Source organism: Kitasatospora sp. NPDC053308 (assembly GCF_055585785.1).
This window is the reverse complement of the sequence record NZ_JBVJJY010000004.1, coordinates 153,858-170,152: the sequence shown is the minus strand read 5'-3', so window position 1 is coordinate 170,152 and position 16,295 is coordinate 153,858. Positions and strand designations below refer to the sequence as shown.

15 protein-coding genes are annotated in these 16,295 nt (G+C 76.2%); 7 read left to right on the top strand and 8 right to left on the bottom strand.

The window, feature by feature from the left end; genetic code table 11:
- Positions 1 to 78: 78 nt before the first annotated feature.
- Positions 79 to 1,392: a sensor histidine kinase gene (locus ACZ6Y7_RS11420; RefSeq protein ID WP_465757654.1), complete on the top strand. Its 1,314-nt coding sequence runs from the start codon at positions 79 to 81 to the stop codon at positions 1,390 to 1,392.
- The gene (locus ACZ6Y7_RS11415; protein WP_465757653.1) at positions 1,389 to 2,066 is read left to right on the top strand and encodes a response regulator; all 678 of its coding nucleotides are present in this window, start codon (positions 1,389 to 1,391) and stop codon (positions 2,064 to 2,066) included. The genes ACZ6Y7_RS11420 and ACZ6Y7_RS11415 overlap by 4 nt, the downstream gene beginning before the upstream one ends.
- A gap of 15 nt (positions 2,067 to 2,081) precedes the next feature.
- On the opposite strand, the gene ACZ6Y7_RS11410 is transcribed toward ACZ6Y7_RS11415, so the two are convergent.
- From ACZ6Y7_RS11410 to ACZ6Y7_RS11400, 3 genes are all read right to left on the bottom strand, one after another.
- Positions 2,082 to 3,509: a phytoene desaturase family protein gene (locus ACZ6Y7_RS11410; protein WP_465757652.1), complete on the bottom strand. Its 1,428-nt coding sequence runs from the start codon at positions 3,507 to 3,509 to the stop codon at positions 2,082 to 2,084.
- Positions 3,506 to 4,741, bottom strand: a complete 1,236-nt coding sequence (locus ACZ6Y7_RS11405; RefSeq protein WP_465757651.1) for a PP2C family protein-serine/threonine phosphatase — start codon at positions 4,739 to 4,741, stop codon at positions 3,506 to 3,508. The genes ACZ6Y7_RS11410 and ACZ6Y7_RS11405 overlap by 4 nt, the downstream gene beginning before the upstream one ends.
- A 324-nt stretch (positions 4,742 to 5,065) precedes the next feature.
- On the bottom strand, positions 5,066 to 5,533 hold the full coding sequence (locus ACZ6Y7_RS11400; RefSeq protein WP_465757650.1) for a MarR family winged helix-turn-helix transcriptional regulator: 468 nt from the start codon (positions 5,531 to 5,533) through the stop codon (positions 5,066 to 5,068).
- Here ACZ6Y7_RS11400 and ACZ6Y7_RS11395 point away from each other — a divergent pair.
- Positions 5,532 to 6,401, top strand: a complete 870-nt coding sequence (locus tag ACZ6Y7_RS11395) for an SAM-dependent methyltransferase (protein WP_465757649.1) — start codon at positions 5,532 to 5,534, stop codon at positions 6,399 to 6,401. The two genes, ACZ6Y7_RS11400 and ACZ6Y7_RS11395, sit on opposite strands and share 2 nt — an antisense overlap.
- A 177-nt stretch (positions 6,402 to 6,578) precedes the next feature.
- On the opposite strand, the gene ACZ6Y7_RS11390 is transcribed toward ACZ6Y7_RS11395, so the two are convergent.
- A complete protein-coding gene (locus ACZ6Y7_RS11390) occupies positions 6,579 to 7,253 on the bottom strand; it encodes a helix-turn-helix transcriptional regulator (protein WP_465757648.1) in 675 nt (224 codons plus the stop codon).
- Between the two features lie 167 nt (positions 7,254 to 7,420).
- On the opposite strand from ACZ6Y7_RS11390, the gene ACZ6Y7_RS11385 reads away from it, so the two are divergent.
- Entirely contained in the window at positions 7,421 to 10,600 is a 3,180-nt protein-coding gene (locus ACZ6Y7_RS11385; RefSeq protein ID WP_465757647.1) for a cytochrome P450, read from the top strand.
- 119 nt (positions 10,601 to 10,719) lie between these two features.
- Here the strand turns inward: ACZ6Y7_RS11385 and ACZ6Y7_RS11380 are convergent, their stop codons facing one another.
- From ACZ6Y7_RS11380 to ACZ6Y7_RS11365, 4 genes are all read right to left on the bottom strand, one after another.
- Entirely contained in the window at positions 10,720 to 11,607 is an 888-nt protein-coding gene (locus tag ACZ6Y7_RS11380) for a S1 family peptidase (protein ID WP_465757646.1), read from the bottom strand.
- A gap of 509 nt (positions 11,608 to 12,116) precedes the next feature.
- Positions 12,117 to 12,686: a GNAT family N-acetyltransferase gene (locus tag ACZ6Y7_RS11375; RefSeq protein ID WP_465757645.1), complete on the bottom strand. Its 570-nt coding sequence runs from the start codon at positions 12,684 to 12,686 to the stop codon at positions 12,117 to 12,119.
- A gap of 25 nt (positions 12,687 to 12,711) precedes the next feature.
- Complete coding sequence (locus ACZ6Y7_RS11370) at positions 12,712 to 13,467, bottom strand: DUF3592 domain-containing protein (protein WP_465757644.1); 756 nt, start codon at positions 13,465 to 13,467, stop codon at positions 12,712 to 12,714.
- Positions 13,468 to 13,617: 150 nt separating this feature from the next.
- Entirely contained in the window at positions 13,618 to 14,064 is a 447-nt protein-coding gene (locus ACZ6Y7_RS11365) for a hypothetical protein (protein ID WP_465757643.1), read from the bottom strand.
- A 515-nt stretch (positions 14,065 to 14,579) separates the two neighbouring features.
- Here ACZ6Y7_RS11365 and ACZ6Y7_RS11360 point away from each other — a divergent pair.
- The 3 genes from ACZ6Y7_RS11360 (at position 14,580) to ACZ6Y7_RS11350 (ending at position 16,134) form a co-directional block, all read left to right on the top strand.
- Entirely contained in the window at positions 14,580 to 15,125 is a 546-nt protein-coding gene (locus ACZ6Y7_RS11360) for an STAS domain-containing protein (RefSeq protein ID WP_465757642.1), read from the top strand.
- A gap of 5 nt (positions 15,126 to 15,130) precedes the next feature.
- Positions 15,131 to 15,595 (top strand): ATP-binding protein, encoded by a 465-nt coding sequence (locus tag ACZ6Y7_RS11355; RefSeq protein WP_465757641.1) that lies wholly within the window; start codon positions 15,131 to 15,133, stop codon positions 15,593 to 15,595.
- 155 nt (positions 15,596 to 15,750) lie between these two features.
- Complete coding sequence (locus tag ACZ6Y7_RS11350; protein WP_465757640.1) at positions 15,751 to 16,134, top strand: STAS domain-containing protein; 384 nt, start codon at positions 15,751 to 15,753, stop codon at positions 16,132 to 16,134.
- Positions 16,135 to 16,295 lie beyond the last annotated feature (161 nt).

Below are 16,295 nucleotides of genomic sequence, written 5' to 3'. Positions count from 1 at the left end.
CGCACGCACGTGATCGGGATACACCGGGGATCCCGGATCGCAGCCGATCGCACCCGGCCGACCAGGGAGGTGCCACCGGTGAGCGACCACACCACCGCCACGGGTCCGTTCACCGGCGCCGAGACGCTGTCCGGCCACCCGCTGTTCGCCCGGCTGGCCCGGCTCGGCCAGCGGATCCGGCAGGCGGACCGCGACCACCCCTGGGTGCTGGACGCCGCCGTGGTCGCCGCCGTCGTCCTGCTGTTCTGCCTGCCCGACGTCCTCCCCGGGCACGGCGAGGGCGGTCCGCGCGAGCACCGGGTCGTCCTCACCCGGCTGCCGCTGCCCGCCACGCTGGCGCTGCAGGCGGGCCTGGTCCTCCCGCTGCTGTGGCGGCGGCGCCGGCCCGCGGCGGCCTTCGCCGCGATCATGGCGGTGTTCGTCCTGCAGTGGTCGATGAACGTCGGCCTGCGCGCCGACGTCGCCCTGCTGGTGGCCCTCTACAGCCTGGCCCTGCACGGCCGGCTGCGGCACCTGGCCTGGTCCTGCGCGGCCATGGTGGGGGCCGTCGCGGTGGTCGCGGCCGCCGTGTCCGGCGGCGGACTGCCGGTCGGGGACGCGCTGTTCTTCCTGTTCAGCGCCGCCACGGCGGCCGTCGCCCTGGGCATCGCGGTGCGCATCCGGCGCGCCCAGCTGGCCGGACTGCGGGAACGCGCGGCCCGGCTGGAGATCGAACGGGACCAGCGCAGCCGACTGGCCGCGGTCACCGAGCGCACCCGGGTCGCCCGCGAGATGCACGACATCATCGGCCACAACCTGTCCGTCATCGTCACCCTCGCCGACGGCGGCGCGTACGCGGCCCAGGCCGCCCCCGAACGCGGACGGGAGGCCCTGCTGCTGATCGGCGACACCAGCCGCCAGGCCCTCGGCGAGCTGCGGCGGATGCTCGGCGTGCTGCGCGAGCAGGGCGACGAGGCCGCCGAGTTCACCCCGCAGCCGGGCATCGCCGACCTCGACGGGCTGTGCGCCCGGTTCCGCGCGGCCGGGCCGCAGGTGGTGTACACGGCCGCGGGAGACCTGGACCGCCTGGACCGCGGCGTGCAGCTGATGGCCTACCGGATCGTCCAGGAGTCGCTCACCAACACCCTCAAGCACGCCGGCCCGGACACCCGCGCGCACGTCACCCTGAGCGCCGGCCCCGGGCGGCTGCGGGTCCGCGTCCGGGACAGCGGCCCGCCCCCCGGCGCCCGGCCGCCCGCCCACCCCGGCGGCGAGGGCCAGGGCCTCACCGGCATCCGCGAACGCGCGGCCCTGTACGGGGGCACCGTGACCGCGGGCCCCGGCCCCGGGGCAGGATGGACTGTGGAGGCCGTACTCGACCTCACCCCCGACCCGACAGGCGGCCCGACGTGACCACCGTCCTCATCGTGGACGACCAGCCACTGCAGCGCTACGGCTTCCGCATGCTGCTGGAGAGCCAGCCCGACACCGAGGTCGTCGGAGAGGCCGCCCACGGGGCGGAGGCCGTCCGGCTGACCGCCGACCTGCGGCCGGACGTCGTGCTGATGGACATCCGGATGCCCGGCATGGACGGCATCGAGGCGACCCGCCGGATCGTCGCCTCCGGCGGCCGCTCCCGGATCCTCGTGCTGACCACCTTCGACCTCGACGAGTACGCCCACGCCGCGCTGCGCGCCGGGGCCAGCGGCTTCCTGCTCAAGGACGCCCGCCCCGAGGACCTGCTCTCCGGCATCCGCTCCGTCGCCGAGGGGGACGCCGTCGTCGCCCCCGCCATCACCCGGCGCCTGCTCGACGCCTACGCCCACCGGCTGCCGGTCCGCCCGCCCGGTGCGGAGGCCGTCGCCGACCCCCGGCTGGAGGCCCTGACCGAACGGGAGCGGGAGATCCTGGTCGCCGTCGCCCGGGGCTGGACCAACGGCGAGATCGCCCAGCGCCTGGTGCTCGCGGAGTCGACCGTCAAGACGCACGTCAGCCGGGTCCTGGCGAAGATCGGCGCCCGGGACCGGGTGCAGGCGGTGATCTTCGCCTACGACCGCGGCCTGACCCGCCCGCAGCCGCCGCTCTGAGCCGCGGCCCCACGCTCAGCCCGCCGGCGTGATCCCCAGGTGCCGCAGGGCGGAGCGGGCCGCGTGCACCCCGCACAGGCCGTGGACGCCCGCACCGGGCGGGGTGGCGGCCGAGCACAGGTAGACGCCGGGGATGCCGGTGGCGTACGGGTCGAGGGCGGCGCGCGGGCGCAGCACGGTCTGCAGCGGGGTGTTGGCGCCGGTGCAGATGTCGCCGCCGACGAGGTTGGCGTTGCGGCCGGCCAGTCGCAGGGCCGGGGTGACGGCGGTGGCCAGCACCCGCTCCCGGAAGCCGGGGGCGAAGCGTTCGAGCTGGGCGAGGATCGGCTCGGAGGCGTCCCCGTCGTAGCCGTGCGGCACGTGCGCGTAGGCGTACACGGGGTGGACGTCGCCGCGCGAGCGGCAGGGGTCCGCGAGGTACTGCTGCGCCACCAGGACGAAGGGGCGCTCGGGCAGGCGGCCGAGGGCGGCCTCGCGTTCGGCGTGCGCGATCTCCTCCAGGGTGCCGCCGAGGTGGAGGGTGCCGGCCCGGCGGCAGTCCGGGTGGCGCCAGGGGACGCCGTCCTGGACGGCGAAGTCCATCCGGAACGCCGCCGGCCCGTACCGCCAGCGCCGGTAGGCGCGCCGGACGCGCGGGGGCAGCTCCTCGCCGCAGAGGTCCGCGGCGGCGCCGGGGGCGAGGTCCAGCAGGACGAGCGGGCAGGGCCGCAGCTCGGCCAGCGAGCGCACCTCGCGGCCGGTCTCGACGCGTCCGCCGAGTTCGGTGAGCCGGGCCGCGAGGGCGGCGGCGATCCGGCCGGATCCGCCCCGGGCGACCGGCCAGCCGCGGTGGTGCGCGGCCGCGAGGAGCAGCAGGCCGACGGCCGAGGTGAGCGGGCGGTCCAGCGGCTGGAAGGCGTGCGCCGCCGCCCCGGCGAACAGCGCCCGGGCCCGGTCGGTGCGCCACTGCCGGGCGAGCAGGGTGGCGGGCCGGACGGCCCGCAGGCCGAAGCGGGCGAGCGGCAGCGGGTGCCGGGGCAGGTGCGCCAGCGGGCGCAGGGCGTCCTCGGCCAGCGCGTCGAAGTCCGCGCTCGGCCGGGCGAACACCCGCAGCCAGGCGTCGGCGTCGGGCCCGAGCGCCCGGGCGGAGTCCCGGAGGGAGCGCGTCGCCACGGCCGCGTCGCCGCCGTCCAGCGGGTGGGCCAGGTCGACCTCGGGCCAGGCCCACCGCAGTCCGTGCCGGGCGAGGTCGGGGGAGCGCAGCAGCGGGGAGGCCACGCCGAAGGGGTGGACGGCCGAGCAGTGGTCGTGCAGCAGGCCGGGCAGGGTCGCCTCCCCGCTGCGGGTGCCGCCGCCGATCTCCTCGGCGGCCTCCAGCACCGTGACGGCGAGTCCGTGCCCGGCGAGCGTGACGGCGGCGGCCAGGCCGTTGGGCCCGGAGCCGACGACGACGGCATCGGTCATGCGCCCGCTCCCGCCCGTGATCCGGCGGGCCGGCGGACGGCGAGCAGCGCGGTGTCGTCGCCGAGGCGGCCGCCGGTGTGCCGGGTGACGGCGGCGGCGACCTCGTCCACCAGGCGGTCCGGGTCGCCCGCCCCGGGCACGCCGGCCAGCCCGGCGAGGTGGGCGCCGAGCGGGAAGAACCCGCCGTGCCGGTCGCGGGCCTCCGTCACCCCGTCGGAGACGATCAGGACGGTCTCGTCCGCGGCCAGGGGCACCCGCAGGACGGGCGGCAGCCCGCCCGCCAGGTGGGCGAGGCCGATCGGCACGCCGTGGCCCGGGGGCAACTGCCGTGCGCCGCCGGGCCCGAGGACGTGCGGGCTGTCGTGGCCGAAGTTGACCACCTCGATCTCGCCCGGCGCCGTCCGCGGGAAGGAGATCACGACGGCCGTGGTGAACCGCTCCTCCGGCGCGCCCAGCCGGACGGACAGCAGGTTCTGCCGGTGCAGCCGCTCCTCCAGCCAGGACGCGACGGCCGCCAGGTCCTCCTGGTGGTAGGCGGCCTCCCGGAAGCAGCCGACCAGGGCCGCCGCGGTGGAGACGGCCGGCAGTCCCTTGCCCTGGACGTCACCGAGGATGACCCGGGCGCCGTACGGGGTGGACAGCACGTCGTAGAAGTCGCCGCCCACCCGGGCCTCCACGTCCGCCGCCAGGTAGCGCGCCGCCGAGTCCACCCCGCCCCAGCCCGGCGGCACCGGACGCAGCACCACCTGCCGGGTGGTCTCGGCGGTGCCCTGCAGCCGGTGGACGTAGGCGGCGGCCCGGGCGCGGTTGACGCTCAGCGGGACGGCGAGCACGGAGCCGGCGATCACCAGCAGGTAGTCCTCGATCCCCTGGTCCTTGGCCCAGATGCCGTCCAGCACGGGGTACCCGGCGATCGCGACGCCCGCGAACACGGCGGTGAGCGGCGGGCCGCAGAGCCCGGCGGCGACCACCGGCACCAGGGCCAGCCAGCTGACGGACGAGAACGTGGTGGGCGTCGCGGCGGCCACGCCCACCACCGCGCCGAGCAGCGCCGTGGGCACCAGCCAGGAGCGGTGGCCGTACCGGACCAGCAGGGGCAGGGACGGCTCGGTCGCGTCGACGGATCCCGCCCCGTTCCGAGGGCCCGGGCGCCACCGTTCCGGGAACCGCCCCGACCGCCACCGCCCCGACCGCAACTGCCCCCGCCCGGCCCGACGTCGCTCGGAAGCCACCCGTGCCGTCCCTCCTCGGTCCGATGTCGCGTGGGGCCCTCGGTAGGGCGCGGCGGTCATGGACGTCGTCCCTGGTCTCCACCCCCGCGCCAGGTGCGAAGCCCTGGGGCGGAGCCGTCGCCCCAGGCTAGGGCCTCTTCGTCGGATCCGGTCGGATCAGCGCGCGGGGTCGGGCGCCGTCCTTCCCGGTCCGGGTGTTCATCCCCACCTCCGTGGACCGGCCGGGAGGCCTCCCCGGTGGCCGGTCGGGATGATGCCGGCGACGTGACCGCCGCGGGCGCCGTGGATGCTTCGCGACGGAGTCCCGTGGCGGGGACGGAGCGGTCAGGGGAGCAGGAGGGCGGCGAGTTCGTCGAGCAGCTCGGCGACCCGGTGGGCCTGGGCCGGGTCCGGGACGGCCGCCGCGATGACCGGCTCCGCGGGCTGGGCGACCCGGGCGCGGATGGCGCCGCGGGCGCGGTCGGAGACGGTCAGCAGGGTGCGCCGGCCGTCCGCCGGGTCGGCGGTGGCGTCGAGCAGGCCGGCCTCGCGCAGCCGGGCGACGGAGGCGGAGACGTGGCTCTGGGCGAAGCCGGTGCGTGCCCGGACCTCCTGGGCGGAGGTGCCGGGGTGGCGGTACACGTCGGAGATCACGGCGATCTCTCCGGCGGTGTAGCGCGCGGATGCCGGCTCGGTGATCATCGTGCGGCCGAGGTCGGTCAGTCGCTTGCCGAGTCTGAGGAGTCGCACACCGTCCATGCCCGCAGAATACATCTGCACCGATACATCGGTGGCGATGTAGATTGCCGACATGACGACCTCCGAAGCCGCCCCCGAGCCCGCCTCCGAAGCCGCCCCCGAACCCGCCTCCGAACCGTCCGGCGCGACCGCGGAACCGCTCAGCCCGGTCTCCCGCACCGCGCTGTCCGTCGCCCGGGTCCGGGCCTACGAGAGCGCCCGCCCGCAGCCGCTCTTCGTCGATCCGTACGCCGCCGCCTTCGTCGCGGCCGCCGACCTGCCGGCGCCCGCCGCGGACCGGGGCAGCCCCCTCGCCCGGGCTCTGGTCGCGCACGGCATCCTGCGCACCCGCTTCTACGACGACCGCCTGCTCGCCGCCGGCACCGACCAGATCGTGCTGCTCGCGGCCGGCCTGGACACCCGCGCCTACCGGCTGGACTGGCCGGCCGGCACCCGGGTCTTCGAACTCGACCTGGCCCCCGTGCTGGCCTTCAAGGACCAGGTGCTCGACGGGCTCGGCGCCCGACCGACCGGCGGGCGCACCACCCTGCCCACCGACCTGCTCGACCCGCACTGGCCCGCCCGGCTGGTCGCGGCCGGCTTCGACCCCAGCAGCCCCTCGGCCTGGCTGGCCGAGGGGCTGCTGGTCTACCTCACCGCCGAGGAGGCCGCCGGGCTGCTCACGGCCGTCGCCGACCTCGCCGCCCCCGGCAGCCGCCTGCTGCTGGAGAAGGGCGGTGACCCGGCCGCCACCCCGCAGGACCCGTCCCTCGCGCACATCACCGGCCTGTGGCGCGGCGGCCTCGGCCCCGACACCCACGGATGGCTCGACCGGCACGGCTGGACCACCGAACTCACCACCCTGGACCGGATCGCCGAGACCCACGGCCGCCCGCTGTCCCGTCCCAGCACCAGGGGCTTCATCGAAGCCGTTCGCAGCTAGGCCCCGTCCGGCGAAGGCGCCGAACGTCCACGCCGCTACCGCCGCGCGGTGCTTCCGGCGCCGTGTCGGTCGATCGAGAGATCCCTGCCAGGCGTGGCCGGGCCGGCGCACGGCGTCACCCGTTCGGGCTGTTCCGCCGCCGGATCCGGCCGGGTTCCGGGCCCGGTGCCGACGGGGTCAGGTCGGCTCCGGTGGCCAGGCGCCGATCGCCAGCACGCCGGTGGCGTAGGCGCGGGCGACCAGGGCGGTGCGGTTGGGCACCCGCCACCGCCGGGAGAGCCTCGCCAGGTGGTAGTTGACGCCGTCCGTGGTGAGGCCGATCTCCCGGGCGATCTGCGCGGTGGTGGCACCGCGGGCCGCCGCGGCGAGGATCCGGGCCTCCACCGGGCTGACCTCGACCCGCGGGCCCGGCGGCGGCTCCGCCCCGGCGGCCTCCGCGGCGGCCTCCACGCGGCGCAGCGAGAGCAGCAGGTTCGGGGTCTGCTCGGGGGTGTCGGCGACCAGGTCGACGGTCATCACGCCGTACCGTTCGCCGCCGTGGGCGGGCTTCCAGGAGACCCGGGCCGGGTACTGCGAGCGGCGGTGCAGCCGGACCGCCTCGGCGAGCGCCTGCAGGGTGTCGCTGTCCCGCAGGGTGAAGAACTCCAGGATCTTCCGGTCGCGGAACTGCCCCGGCAACAGGCCGAACTCGGCGGCCATCGCGCGGTTGACGATCAGGGTCCGGCCGCCGAACTCCACCACCGCTATCGGCAGCGGCACGTGGTCCATCAGCCGCAGTGCCCGGTTGCGCCAGACCACCGCGGCGTCCTGTCCGTTCCCCGGTGCCGGACCGCAGCCCTCGGTCGCTTCCATGGTGTCCTCTCCTCCCGTGGCGTCCGCACAGCCAGAACTGACGGTCCGTGGGCAAGACCGGGGACGCTCCGCGTACTACACAATCATGTAGTGATCACGGCCGGGCCTCCCTCCCGGTGGGCGCAGAGTGGGGGGAGCCGAAACGTCAGCTGCGGGAGGGACCCACGATGACCGAGACCACCATGACCGGGGCCGCGAGGACCGGGGCCGCCGTCGCCGAGCAGGGGGCCGGAGCCGTCCCCCTGGTGGACATCTCCTCGGCGCCGCCGGTCGCCGCCCCCGTGCTGCGGACCATGGAGCTGGCCAGAGAGCACGGCCCGGCCTTCGTGCAGCGGCTGCACGGGCGGGACACGCTGGTCGTCAGCGGCCTGGAGCTGGTCGAGGAGCTCGCGGACGAGACCAGGTTCACCAAGTCGATCGGGCCGGGCCTGGAGAACGTCCGCCAGTTCACCGGCGACGGCCTGTTCACCGCGTACAACGAGGAGCCCAACTGGGCGCGGGCGCACGACATCCTGATGCCCGCCTTCGCGCTCGGCTCGATGCGCACCTACCACCCGGTGATGCTGCGGGTGGCCCGCCGGATGATCGACTCCTGGGACCGCCGGGAGGCCGCCGGGCTGCCGGTGGACGTGCCCGGCGACATGACCCGGATGACGCTGGACACCATCGGGCTGGCCGGCTTCGGCTTCGACTTCGGCTCCTTCCAGCGGGACGAGCCGCACCCCTTCGTGGACGCCATGGTGCGCTGCCTGGAGTGGGCGATGACCAAGTTCACCCGCGACCCGGCGCTGGACCACTCCGAGCGCGACGCGGCCTTCCGGGCCGACGCCGACTACCTGGCCGACGTCGTCGACGAGGTGATCGCCGCCCGCGCGGGGGAGGAGCGCGAGGGCCCGGCCGAGGACCTGCTCGGTCTGATGCTCGGCGCGGTGCGCCCGTCCGACGGCACCCGGCTGGACGCCGAGAACATCCGCAACCAGGTGATCACCTTCCTGATCGCCGGGCACGAGACCACCTCCGGCGCGCTCTCCTTCGCGATGTACTACCTGGTCAAGAACCCGGCCGTGCTGCGGCAGGTCCAGCGCGAGGTGGACGCGCTCTGGGGCGACCGGGCCGACCCGGAGCCCTCGTACGAGGACGTCGGCCGGCTGCGGCTGACCCGGCAGGTGCTCAACGAGGCGCTGCGGCTGTGGCCCACCGCCCCCGCCTTCAGCCGCGAGGCGCGCGAGGACACCCTGCTCGGCGGCCGGATCCCGCTGCGCGCCGGGGAGACGGTCTTCGTGTCGACCCCGATGCTGCACCGGGACCCGGCCTGGGGCGACAACCCCGAGCTGTTCGACCCGTCCCGGTTCGACGAGGAGGCCGAAGCGACCCGCTCCCCGCACGCCTTCAAGCCCTTCGGCACCGGTGAACGCGCCTGCATCGGGCGGCAGTTCGCGCTGCACGAGGCGACCATGCTGCTCGGCATGCTGGTCCACCGCTACCGGCTGATCGACCACACCGACTACCGGCTGACCGTCAAGCAGACGCTCACCATCAAGCCCGACGAGTTCACCCTCGTCCTCGCCCGGCGCACGCCCGTCCCCGTGGCCGCCGAGCCGGCGGCCGGCTCGGCGACCCGGGCCGGTGCCGCCGAGCGCCCGGGCCGGGTCCGGCAGGGCACCGGGCTGCTCCTCCTGCACGGCTCCAACTACGGCGCCGGCCGCGAGTTCAGCCGGCAGCTCGCCGAGGCGGCCGCCGACCTCGGCTGCGACACCGCCGTCGCGCCCTTGGACGCGTACGCGGACGGACTGCCCACCGACCGCCCGGTGGTGATCACCGCGGCCTCGTACAACGGGCAGCCGACGGACGACGCCGCCGTCTTCGTCCGCCGCCTGCAGGAGGCCGAGGACGGCGCCGCGGCGGGCGTGGCCTACGCGGTGCTCGGCATCGGCGACCGCACGTACGCCGCCACCTACCAGCGCGTCCCGGGCCTGATCGACGACCGGCTCGCCGCCCTCGGTGGCACCCGGCTGCTCGCCCGCGCCGAGGCCGACGCCTCCGGCGACCTCTCCGGCACCGTCCGGCAGTTCACCGAGGCGCTGCGCGAGGCCCTGCTGGAGCGCTACGGGGACGCCGACGCCCCCGCCGCGCCGCGCCAGGAGGCGGCGTACACGGTGACCGAGGTGACCGGCGGCCCGCTGGCGGCGCTGGCCGCCCGGCACGACATGACCGAGCTGACCGTCACCGCCGTCGGCAGCCTGACCGACCCCGACTACCACCGGGTCAAGCGCCTGGTCCGGCTCGCCCTGCCCGAGGGCACCGGCTACCGGACCGCCGACCACCTCACCGTGCTCCCGGCCAACGACCCGGCGCTGGTCGAGCGCGCGGCCAAGCTGTTCGGCGCGGACCCGGACACGGTGCTCAACATCGTGGCGCACCGGCGCACCGGCCTGGCCGTCGACCGGCCGCTGACGGTGCGCGAACTGCTCACCCACCACGTCGAGTTGCAGGACCGCCCGAACGCCGAGCAGCGCGCCGCGCTCGCCGCCCTCAACCCCTGCCCGCCCGAGCGGGCCGCGCTCAGCGCACTGCCCGAGGACGACCCGCGCACCCTGCTGGACCTGATCGAGGACCACCCGGCCCTGCACGGCGCGCTGAGCTGGCCGGTCCTGCTGGACCTGCTGCCGCCGATCCGGCCCCGGCACTACTCGATCTCCTCCTCCCCCGCCCGGGACGCGACCGAGGTGGACCTGATGGTCTCCGTGCTCAGCGCCCCCGCCCGCTCCGGCCGGGGTACCTTCCGGGGCACCGGCTCCGGTCACCTCGCCCGGCTGGCCGTCGGCGACACCGTGCTGGCCCGGGTCCAGCCCTGCCGGGAGGCGTTCCGGATCGGACACCGCACCCCGGTGATCATGATCGCGGCCGGCACCGGCCTCGCCCCCTTCCGCGGCGCCGTCGCGGATCGCCGGGCGATGCTCCACGGCGGCGCCGAACTCGCCCCCGCGCTGCTGTACTTCGGCTGCGACACGGCGGAGGCGGACTACCTGCACCGGCCGGAGCTGGAGGCCGCCGAGCGGGAGGGCGCGGTCTCGCTGCGGCCCGCCTTCAGCGAGCGGCCCCAGAACGGGCGGCGCTTCGTCCAGGACCGTCTCGCCGCCGAGGCGGCCGAGGTGTGGGAACTGCTGGCGGCCGGCGCGGAGGTGTACGTGTGCGGTGACGGCGCGCGGATGGCGCCGGGCGTGCGGGCGGCCTTCCGGGCGCTGTACCGGGAGCGCACGCCGGGCGCCGACGAGCAGCGGGCGCAGGCCTGGCTGCAGGGCCTGATCGAGGCGGGCCGGTACGTCGAGGACGTGTACGCCGGCTGACCCCGCCGGGAACGGCCCCCGGCCCCGCCGCGCGAAGCGGCGGGGCCGGGGCCAGACGGTTCGGGGGCCAGACGGTTCGGGCCCGGTGGCTCGGGGTTCGACGGCCGGGGGGCTCGGGCTCAGTAGATGTGCACTCCGTACGCGGTGAGCGCCGCGTTGACCGGCTGGAAGAAGGTCGTCCCGCCGACGGTGCAGTTGCCGCTGCCGCCCGAGGTGAGCCCGAGGGCCTTGGTGCCGTCGTACAGCGGGCCGCCGGAATCGCCGGGCTCGGCGCAGACGTTGGTCTGGATCAGCCCGCGCACGGTGCCGCCGCCGCTGTAGCGGACGGTGGCGTTGAGCCCGGTGACCCGGCCGCTGTGGGTGCCGGTGGTCGAGCCGGTGCGCTTGACCACCTCGCCGACGAAGGCGTTCGGCGCGGAGGTGAAGCCGCCGGGGTGGCTGAGGGCGGCGTTGTCGTAGCGGACCAGCGCGTAGTCGTGGGTCGGGAAGGTCGAGGCGACGGTCGGTCCGATCGCGGTCGTGTGGGCGGCGTCCGTGTACCACTCGGGTGCGATGTTGCCGCAGTGGCCGGCGGTGAGGAAGTAGTGGGTGGCGCCGTCCACCACGTTGAAGCCGAGCGAGCAGCGGTAGTTGCCGCCGTAGATCGCGTCGCCGGCGGCGAGCAGCGGGCGGAAGGCGCCGGGGACGCGGTGGACGGTCAGGACGGACGCGTCACCGCCGGCGAGCCGGGTGATCCGGTCGAGCGCTTCGGTGGAGACGGTGCTGTCGGCGGTCACCACGACGCGCCCGGCGGCCTCGTCGACGTACCACGCGGTGCCGTCGACCTCGGCCTTCAGCACGGCGTCGCTGAGGGCGGTGAGCTGGGCGGGCTCGGGCTTGGTGTCGGGGGCGGCCGCGGCGCCCGGCACGGCGACCGCGGTGGCGGTCAGCAGGCCGAGGGCGACGGCGAGCAGGCGGGTGCGGCGTCGGGCGGTGCCGGGACGGGGGGTTCTGCGCATGGTCCTCACCGTTCTCCTCCGGGAGTGAGAGGCCCCCGGGGTTCGGGGGGCCGTGAGGCGCGGTCAGACGGCGGGCGGACGCCGGCGCGCTGTCCGGAAGCACGGCGGATGATCTGCCCCTGACAGGCGCTGACCGGAAGTATCAGGAAACGGACTGTTCGGTACAAGCTTCCTGACCGGGTGTCGGCGGACCCGCGCGCGGTCGGCGCAGTGCGCGGATCCGCCGTTCGGAGGTCCGGGCGCCCGCCGTGCCGCCACCCGGCGGGGGCGGCCGCGGGAAAGTGTTATCGGCGCGGCGCGGGGAGGTCTCCCAGGTACGGGAACGGACGCGCGAAGCCGCGGGTGAGGGTCCGCGGCGGGTCTGCGGGGTTCGACAAGGGGCGCTCCGCACGGAGGCTTCGGCCTCCCACCGCGTCCGTTCCCGGCGCGCCGCCGGACCGTCCCGTCCGGCCGGGCGTGCCCGGCGGTCCGCCCGCTCCCCCCACGGCGGCGGACCGCCGGGAATTGCCGGACACGCCTTACGGCCTGGTCAGCCGCCAGACCTGCTCCTCGCCGGATTCGGCCGGGGCGAGCGCCTCGGCCGGGCGGCGCAGGTGCGCGGTGAAGCCGAGGCGGGCCGGGACGGCGCCGCTGGCCCGGTTGGCCGGGTCGTGGACGATCTCCACGTGCTCCACCCCGGGCAGCCGGAAGGCCTCGTCGACCAGGGCCGCGGCGGCCCTGGTGGCGACGCCCCGGCCGGTGGCGGCCGGGTGCAGCCAGTAGCCGATCTCCAGGACCTCGGCCGAGCAGTCCTCGCGCCGGTACAGCCCGCAGGCGCCGACGATCGCGCCGTCCCGCACGACCGCGTAGGAGAAGTCCTCGCCGCTCGCCCAGCGTTCCGCCCGGGAGGCCAGGTACTCGGCGGTCTTGGCGCGGCTGTGCTCGGCGACCCACGGCATCCACGGCCGCAGGTGCTCCAGCGACTCCTCGATGACCGCGAAGAACTCGGGGAGGTCCGCCTCGCCGGCGAAGCGGCGCAGCGTCAGGCCGTCCAGGGCGATGACCGGCCGGGGGGACGTCGTGGGTGCCGCGGGTTCCAGGTGTTCCATCCGCAGAGGATCGTCCGTACCCGGCTCAGTCGGCAAACGGGTTTTCCGGCGGAGGCGGCGCGGGCGGGCGGCGCGCGGCGCGGCCGCGGGCGAGGTGGAGTACGGCGCCGAGGCCGGCCGCCGTGCCGGCGACGACGAGCAGGACGACATCGAAGAACCCCACCAGCGCCAGGTCGGCGCGGGCGCCGCGGGCGACGGCGGTGAACTCCGGCTCCACCAGGCCGTCCGGGTCCTCGGTGACACTGACCCGCTCGCCCACGGTGTCCCCGGCGCCGCACCTCACCGAACCGCCGTGCCCGGGCGCGTCCTCGTAGCGGACGGCGCACCGGTAGGTGGTGGTCCTGCCGTGGCTGACCCGCACGCCGGTGACGGTGCCGGGGTGCGCGACACCGCGCAGCTCCAGCACCGCCGCCCGGGTGGCGTCCATGCTCAGCAGCGGGACCGCGATCAGCGGGGCGAGGACCAGCGGCAGCACGACGATCCGCAGCGGCCGCGACCGGCAGAGGCTGAGGAGGGCGTGGACCAGGCCGAGCAGCACGGCGACGACCAGCGCCACCGCCGGCACCAGCAGCCACGGCCCGAAGGCGCCGAGCGCGCCGACCAGCGGGAGCAGGACGGCGGCGCCCGGGATCCACAGGGCCGTCAGCAGCGGACGCCGGGGCCAGGGCGGGTCGTCCCGGCCGCCCCGACCGCGTCCGCCCCGGCCGCCTCCTGTCCGGCCGATCCCTGTCCGGCCGCGCCGTGGGCGGGAGTCGGGGGAGGAGGTCTCGCTTCGCGTCATGGCGGGAGATCCTGCCAGGCCGACCCCCGGCGGTACATGCGCGAGACGTCGAAGGCGGCGACCGGGGGCGGGAGGGATCCGGGGACGGCGTCGACGCGGTGCCGGGGACCGGCGACCGCTCTGCGGTGGCCGGGCCCCGGCAACCGCCGATCAGCCTGTGTAGACCACGGGCGACCAGAAGCCGCCGATGATCCGTCCCGACTCGGTCTCGTAGACGTGGGAGTAGAAGTGCGCGGGGTGCGTGCACGACCACGAGATCTGGGTGCTGTAGGGGCCCTGTCCGGGCCAGGCGTGGATTCCGCCTTCGCTGTAGTTGGAGGCCACCACGCTCCACCCGCCGCTGCAGTCGCTGTACAGGTCGTCATAGACCCGCACGTCGGTGCCGGCACCGACGCTGGTGACGGTGTATCCATCGGTGGCACGGTAGCCGGACGTGCTGATGCACTCGTGAGCCGACCAGCCGTAGCCGATGGGGCCGCCGTTGCACGCACCGTCGGCGTGGGCGGCCCCGGCGGTGGCGAGGGTTGAGCCGCCGGCGAGCGCGAGAACGGCGGCGGCGGTGGCGATGCCGCGTCGGATGTTGCGAAGCTTGAGCACGGTGCTGTCTCCTCGGTCCGAGATGGCGGCCGGTATGCCGTGCGGATCCGGGAGTCTCCTCCCGGACCGGCCGGGGACGGACGACGCACTCCGCAGTCAGCGGTGGTGCCTCTCGTTCCCGACCCCAGGAAACCAGTGACAGGTCCGTCCTCCCCGACGATTCGATGAGGTTCGAACGCTCATGACGCCGCCGGCCCCGCAGGTGCCCGACGGCTCGCCCCGGGGGTGCTGTGCCGTCCGGGGGTTCCGCGCGTCGTGCGGACGGCCACCGGCCGGCGCCGACAGACAGGACCGTCGGTCGCCACGCCTTCTCCCGTCCGCCTTCTCCCGTCCGCCCCAGGTGTGACCGCGGCGCGCCGGGGCAGACGCCGGCCGTGGACGACCGACGGACGGTGCCCCCGGCCGTCATCGGGTGATGGCCGGATGCGGGACCGGTCGTCCGCGCGGCCCGGGACGTCGGGCGCGATGATGGTCACGACGGCGCCCAGCCGTCCCGACCGGACCGGGAGTGAACCATGGCACGGCCATCCGAGGAACCCCGCGAGCCCGACCGGGAGCACGCATCCGGCGGCCTGCGCGTCGCCGTGGTGGACCAGCCACCGCTGCGGACCGTCACCGTCGCCGGTGAACTGGACCACGACACGGCGGCCGGCCTGCGCGCCGCGCTCGCCGCTCCGCACGAGGACGGCTTCGCGCACATCCTGGTCGACCTGGCGGACCTGCGCTTCTGCGATTCGACGGGCCTGAACGTCCTGCTCCGCGCCCGGTTGGACGCGGACGCGGCCGGGGTGCGGCTGGCGTTGGTCGGACCGAACCCCGTGGTGGCGCGGCTGTTCGCGATCACCGGGGCCGACACCGTGCTGCCGATCCACCCGGACCTCGACACGGCCCTGAAGGAACTCGCGGCGGACCCCGGGCCGGCCGACTCCGCCCGGTCCGGCGATTCCGCCGGTCACCCCGAGGCCGCCGATTCCGCCGGTCACCCCGAGGCCGCCGATGCCGGTGATGCGGGCAGGCCCCAGGGCTCCACCGGTCCCGCTGCCTCGTCAGGGCCGTCGTGAGCCGCGTGACCGGCGACCGTCGCGACGGCGACCGGCCGCCGGGCCCGGAGCAGACCCGTCGGCTGCCGTTCACGGGCAGCACCGGCGCGGTGCAGCGCAGCCGTGACTTCAGCCGGCAGGCGCTGGTGTCCTGGCACTGGCTCCCGACCGCCGACGAGGACCAGCGGCTGGCGGTCGAGGACGTGCTGCTGATGGTCTCCGAGCTGGTCACCAACGCCTGCCTGCACGCCCCCGGCGGCCCGCGCGAGCTGCGGCTGCGCTGGGACGGCGACCGCCTGCGGGTGGAGGTGGCGGACGCCAGTCCGGTGCTGCCGCGGCTGCGCGCGTCCGCCGACCCGGGCCGGCCGGGCGGGCACGGGCTGCGGGTGGTGGACCGGCTCTCCCGGGCCTGGGGCGCGCAGCCCGAGGACGGCGGGAAGCTGGTCTGGCTGGAGGTGCCGGCCCCGGCGGTCGGCTCAGGCCGGGGCTGACGACGGCGGTCCCCCGTCCGTCCCCCCTGTTCGTCCTGCCCTGTCGGCTCGTCCGGCCCGGTCCGTCCGGGCTTCCTCGGGCGCGGGCGTTTCCGGCCGCCCCGACCGGTTAGCCGAGTGGTCGAAGCACCGGCAGCCGGGAGGAGCACGCAGCCATGACGGAGCGCTCGTCGAAGACCGGGGACCAGGCCGTGGACCGGGCCGCGCGGAGCGGTGAGGGCCTCACCTTCGAGATCCGTCCGTGGGCCCTGGGCACCGTGCTGGTCCTCCACGGCGAGCTGGACCTCGACTCGGTGGCCGATCTGCGCTCGGCCGTCGAGCAGGCCCTCGCCCGGCCCGCCGGGGTCCTCGTGATCGACTGCGCCGGGCTGGAGTTCTGCGACTCCACGGGGTTGAACGCCCTGCTCCGGGCGAGGGCCCGGGCCGCGGCGGACGGCAGCCGGCTCGAACTGGCCAGGCCCCGGCCGCTGTTCCTGCGGATGCTCGAACTGACCGGTGTCACCGACGCCTTCCCGGTCCGCGAGAAGGTGCCGGGCTGAGCGTGCCCGGCCGAGCGCGCAAGGCCACCCGTGCCGGCCCAGGGCGCCGGGACGGCGTGCGGCCCGAGCGGGCGCTGCGTCCTCCCCGTCCGCCGCCTCCCGGATTCGGTGGCACAGTGGGAGCAGGGGCGGCGGCCCGCCGCCCCCGATCCGAGGTGCCC